At 60.2% G+C, this 5,454-nt stretch carries 2 protein-coding genes and 3 pseudogenes; 3 read left to right on the top strand and 2 right to left on the bottom strand.

Annotated features, from left to right (window positions below):
* Positions 1–201, top strand: a pseudogene (locus ACIGXE_RS37455) (transposase); the annotation flags it as partial.
* Between the two features lie 1,016 nt (positions 202–1,217).
* Here ACIGXE_RS37455 and ACIGXE_RS37450 read toward each other — a convergent pair.
* The gene (locus ACIGXE_RS37450) at positions 1,218–1,754 is read right to left on the bottom strand and encodes a hypothetical protein (RefSeq protein ID WP_399754634.1); all 537 of its coding nucleotides are present in this window, start codon (positions 1,752–1,754) and stop codon (positions 1,218–1,220) included.
* A gap of 1,019 nt (positions 1,755–2,773) precedes the next feature.
* Positions 2,774–3,326: pseudogene (locus ACIGXE_RS37445) on the bottom strand (hypothetical protein).
* A 299-nt stretch (positions 3,327–3,625) separates the two neighbouring features.
* Here ACIGXE_RS37445 and ACIGXE_RS37440 point away from each other — a divergent pair.
* Positions 3,626–4,897, top strand: coding sequence for a hypothetical protein (locus ACIGXE_RS37440; protein ID WP_399754632.1), 1,272 nt, complete (start codon positions 3,626–3,628; stop codon positions 4,895–4,897).
* A gap of 118 nt (positions 4,898–5,015) precedes the next feature.
* Positions 5,016–5,137, top strand: a pseudogene (locus ACIGXE_RS37435) (IS110 family transposase); the annotation flags it as partial.
* Between the last annotated feature and the right edge of the window lie 317 nt (positions 5,138–5,454).

The raw sequence follows: 5,454 nt of genomic DNA, 5'->3' as shown, positions 1-5,454 counted from the left end.
AACGAGAACACCAACGGGCTCCTGCGCCAGTACTTCCCGAAAGGAACGGATCTCTCGAGGTGGTCCGCCGAGGAGCTCGAGGCTGTCGCCCACGCCCTGAACACCAGACCCCGCAAGACGCTCGGTTGAAAGACACCGGCCGAGGCGTTCAACGAACAGCTACTGTTGCTCCACCAAACCGGTGATGCAACGACCAGTTGAATCCAATCAATACACCAGCAGCGAACTCGCCGCCACGGTACCGGAGTTCAACGTCCGCCGGTCGGTCGGACGGACCGGCCAGTGCTAGGACAACGACCTGGCAGAGTCCTTCTCCTCCACTCAGAAGAGCGAGCTCGGCGACACTCGTCCCTGGCCGAGCCGGGCAGATTCGAATGGATCGAGGGCTGGTACAACTTGCCCCCGCTCCACAGCGGCCTCGGCTACCGCAGTCCCTCGAATACGAGACCGCCTTGGCGGCGTGACCACCAACGCGAAAGTGTCCGTCGCAGCGGAACAAGCCCATTACTGCGCGTTTCAGGCCCGCCAGTGGCCCACGCCAGCTGCGCCGTCAAGGTGCGGCCCTCAGATCGGAGGACCGCCTCGTCTATGTCCTGGTGAGCGCCTCACCGCCGGTTCCTAATCTGGTCACGTGACTGTGGGGTCGGCTTCACGAAGCCGTGGTGCGCCGCCTCAAGGACACCGCGGCCTCTCTCGCGCGTCGTGCTGGACTCCGCCCACATAGGGTGAAGGGGGCGACCGCACAGCTCCGAGCCCCGTAGACCGGGGAAAACCCGGTTCGAAGGTGCATGTCCTGTCCTCTCGCGAGGCCCTGCCTCTCGTCCTTGGAATCTCCGCCCACGGTGACCGGACTCCAAACGAGACACCACCCCGCTACGGCCGGCACGTTCATCCCGGAAAGCAAGGCCTGGGACATTGCCGGACTGCGGCGATGGCTTCATCGGTAGCGCATCACACCCCGTATCGCCCGCAAGAGTCGAGCCGACGGACACTGGTGGGTGATCGAACGCAACCATCAGCAGAGCAGCGCCCACGTGTAGTGTCGAGCTCAGCCCTGGAGCGCGCCCCACTCCTCAGCCTCAATATCAACCCGGACTTCGACCGCCCCACTGCCACCGAAAGCCACACTTTAGCGTAGTTCCGGACTCAGAGCGGTGTCGGATGACTGCAATGAAATCGGCTCGTGATGCGTCGTAGAGTTGCAACGTTCCCGGTGGCTACTGAAATTGCTCTCCACAGGAACCGCAGGTGATTGGGGCTTGAGCGAGTACGGAGGGCACTACCTGCAGGTTTCTCCCGCAGAGGCAGACAGCTTTTACTCGCACTCCTCCTCCCGAGCCTGTATTTCTCGTGAGAGGCCCGCGGAATATCTTGGGGGTGTCTACTTCTATTGCGTATTGAGCATGCCTATCCAGGGCCTCCTGGAATCTTCCGATAGCAACTTCGTAGGTATGTCGAGTTTCCTGAGTCATAACGACGCGGGAAAATCCGCTACTGGGATGGGCGGGTTCGATTAGATGTAAACCTAACTCTTCGGCCATTCTGCAGTATTGTAGATTATGATACCGTCCGCCCCGAGAGGTATCTCGAATGTTTCGGGCAAGCGCCAGGCCATGTGCCGCTTCATGCAAGAGGCGCTCGAAAGATAGTTCATCGCCACAGGCTGAGAATCGTTGAATAACAAGCGCTTCCGGGTTTGAAAGACTCGGCAGCTCCAGGTGCCTTTCTTGAATAGCGGCCCACGCGGTCGAAATTTCGGCGGCGAGTACGGGGACGAGTTCCTGGGTGTGTGGGGATTGAAGAGGACAAGGTGCGGCGCTTGGACTTGGTTTCACAATTATTTCGCGCACAAGAGGCCTTTCGAATCAGGAACGGCAAGTAATATAAGTGCAAGCCGGCCGAGGTACTGCCCAGCACAGCTCAACTACAGAAGTAGCGCGGTTAAACTCGGACAGCAGAATCCGCTCTGCCAAGGGCGACCCGGCCGTGTCGGGCGCGATGGATGAAGCCAACCAGGGTGGGTGAAACCACGTCAAGAGGCATGTTTCGGCCGCCTGCGGACTCAAGTCTGCTCCTTGACGCATCAACGTCAACCAAAGACGAAGTAGCACGGCCGGGGCACGTTTGGCTGGCCGTGATGTGCCGTGGCTGTGCACTGCGCGTGCAGGCCATGAAGCCCTTAAGATCGAGCCACCTAGGATTATCAAAGACTAGATGAGTAGGCACCTACTCTTGCGCTATCCGCCTGTTTTGCATTACATATCTCAATCGCGTAATCTGCCAGACCAGTCAAATTACCTGATCTATGATGACAGTCACCTATTGCACTCTGCCAACGCCACTCCGCCTTGCCTTGCAGCGAGATTCATACCGACTAACAGAATTTCCCATCTGCGGCCGCCTTCCCCACCTCTCGATGCCTGTGGCGTTCACCGGAATCGAACGGGTCCTGATCGAAAGCTGGCCGCCGCCCTAGCCGACTGGGCGCTACTGGGAATCCCCCATTACTTGATGGATGAGCATCCATCCGGCTAGCCTCAAAGAGCGCAGAACGCTGGCTGGAAAACTTTCTCCACACCTCGTACGACTATCGATGCTGCCGCAGGCCAGGAATGACGCCCGCCCATCAGCAGCGCTTCCAACTCAGTCTCCTTAGCTCCGGCGCTGGTGGGAGCGCCAGCGTTTCGAGGTTTGGAAAGCTTGTGAGCCTTCCTCGTATCAGCCCTGCAAGCAATCGCCGCCTAGCAGTTGAGTGAGCGCGTCCGCAGGGAGGTCATCGATGCGATGTGTGCGGATCGTGTGCCCCAGCAGCAGTGGGTCCGGGCGCCCGGCGGATGAGATGGCGGACGGTGACGAAGGTGCTAGCCAGGGCAATGCAGAACTCGACCGCCGGGGTGCGCCGTTCGGCGCAGTGACGGACTGTGCCGAAGTTGTTCAGCCAGGAGTTCGGGCGCTCGACCACCCACCGGCCGCAGGGCCAGGTCATTGCGGGCGGGATGGTAGTCGTAGGTGCGTTCGCCGTGCGGGGCTCGGCGGGGACGGGTACGCCCCGCGCTTCGGTCAACGCGAGCTTTTGAGCCTCGTTTACCGCGGTCGACCGGGCTTCTGCCGATGTACTCACCGCCGCCGGGTGCCTTGGGGATGCAGCCACCCGCGACAAAATGCCCCAGTTCCAGGCCGGCCATGCGGTCGAGCACAGACGGTCAAAGACGACCTCATCTGAGACTTGCGGGTTGCGACAGCCGGAGGATGCCGCTCTTCGTCGGCAGCGCCAGGAACTGGTCGCGGACCGGCTTGAGCAGGCAGGCTGACACCGCAGGGGGCACGAACACCGAGTGATCATGAAGGGTTCCAGATCTTCTTGGTCTCACTGCCGCCCTGTCGCGGCTACGAACGCCTGTCCCGTCTCACCGCCCAGACACTTCTGCACGCTTGCTGCTGCGTCAGAGGCTGAACAACGCTTCTGTGGCGCAGGGTTAGCGTGGGCTTCCCCTCAGGCGCTGCAGCAGAAGTGAGTTCCCATCGCTCTAACGGACTGGAGCTTTGAAGCGCGACTCTAGGGCGTCGGCACCCAGGCTGGCAGAGAGAGTGACTCGCTTAATCAACTCACTTTACAGGAGACACGTTGTCTTCAATTCGTCGATTTTACCTACTCATTACTGCCTTCATCACGGCACTTATCCCCGTGCTGGCGGGTGGGGGGGCAGCTCACGCCACTCCCCAGCGTGCACCGATCGTGCTGTTTCCGGCCTTCCACTTCACCAAACTTCAGTTCACGGTGAAGAACCAACAAGTTGATGCGAGTTGCCCCGCATCTGGAACATTCGAAGATTTCTACCCCAACCCCGCGCCGAGCACTACGTTTAGCCAGGTTTGCCGAGACAAGCTGATGACACTCAGTTACAACTCCGACCCTGCCCTTCCCATGGCTGAACGCTTCTCGAACCCGACAGGTGTAACCGTTGCGCAGCCTCTTTACGGGAAGGTCGCCAGCGCACCGGCGTACGACGTTATGTTCAATCACTTGGAGGCTGAGGGGTGGGTTCTGGATCAGAACGTGCGCGTCGCTGGCTACGACGCCCGGCTAACCCCGGACATGGATGGATTCATCGAAAAAACCAAGCAGTTGATTGAGGACACGTACGCTGACAACGGCCACGTTCCGGTCCATCTCGCTGCTCACTCCAACGGAGCGAACTACGCTCAGTACCTTCTCACTAAGATGACACCGCAGTGGAAGGCGCAATACATTCACGGATTTACCCCGATCGCTGGCAACTGGCCAGGGCAGGGCCTCCTGTACACCGCGCTATTCACCGGGCTCAACATCAACGACACTTTCGCTTTTCCGGTGACGAGCGAGAACGCTTCCAGCAGTGCCCAGATGTACCTGTCTGCCCCTTCTAGCTACATGTCAGCGGCGTCTCCCGCCTACTTCGGGGACCAGGTGACTGTCATCGCCGACGCTAGCACGGGTACCGAGTACACTCCCGCAGACTTCAGGGACCTTCTGGATAACCCTGGTATGCCCGATCAAGTTCTGGAAGTTGCTAACCATTACCTCGGATTCCTGCCCTTCCAGGCTCCTGGTTACCCCAACGTAGATGTCTTCGCAGAGAAGGCTTCAGGTATTAGCACGCTCGTCGGAGTTACGCTTCCCGACCTGACCGTGGGCCAGGTGCTCGACTTCTCCCTCCCGCTCTTCATTCGGGACGGTGATGGAAACCAAGAAGACATCACGAACGATGCAATCGCTGGTTGGAGCGGGATGGCATGCCACAAGTTCGAGATGACGAACACCGTCGGCGTGGACCACTTCGCCCTGCCTTCTGATTCCGGGCTGTTGAACCGACTGGTCACGCACGCTCTAACCGCCCCGTCGAACTGTCCCGCGTAAGTATCGTCCCATGTAGGTAGCGTCATGAAGGGTCCGTACGGTTCTGGCGGGCCCTTCATGTGCTGGATCTCAAGGGGGTTCGGCATACGGATCGGTCCGATACGGATCCGCAGTGCCGGCGCTGGAAACCCAGATCAGCCCCCTTCTGGAAGGCCACCTTCTTCACCCGGTCCTCACCTCGATGCCTGGAGCCGGGTCAGGACCGCCGCCATCCTGCTTGTCACAGTCGGCGGCGGCAGCCATCCTCACCCTTGAGACTCACCGCTGAACAAGCTCACTCCTGCGACCGCCGCCAGCGCATCAACGTCTGTTCTCTCCTGATGGTGAGGCGGATCAGCCGCGGTGGGTCTGCGTAACGAAACGCTACGGGTGGCCTGGGTGCGGGGAGGGGGGTGGGTATTGGGGGCTGGGTTTGGGGGTGCCCCCCAATGTCCGGTTTGCGGGTTTCTCGTAGAAATGACACAAGGACCCAGCCAGGAACTGGATCACCACCCGACAAGCCTCCGGATGTGATCGCCATGACCGCCACCCCTGCCGCCCCCCACGCCGCAGAGCGT

The sequence above is a fragment of the Streptomyces sp. NPDC053431 genome (assembly GCF_044544925.1).
Taxonomy (GTDB): Bacteria; Actinomycetota; Actinomycetes; order Streptomycetales; family Streptomycetaceae; genus Streptomyces.
Note: the sequence above shows the minus strand (reverse complement) of the source record. Positions and strands in the feature narration are given on the sequence as shown.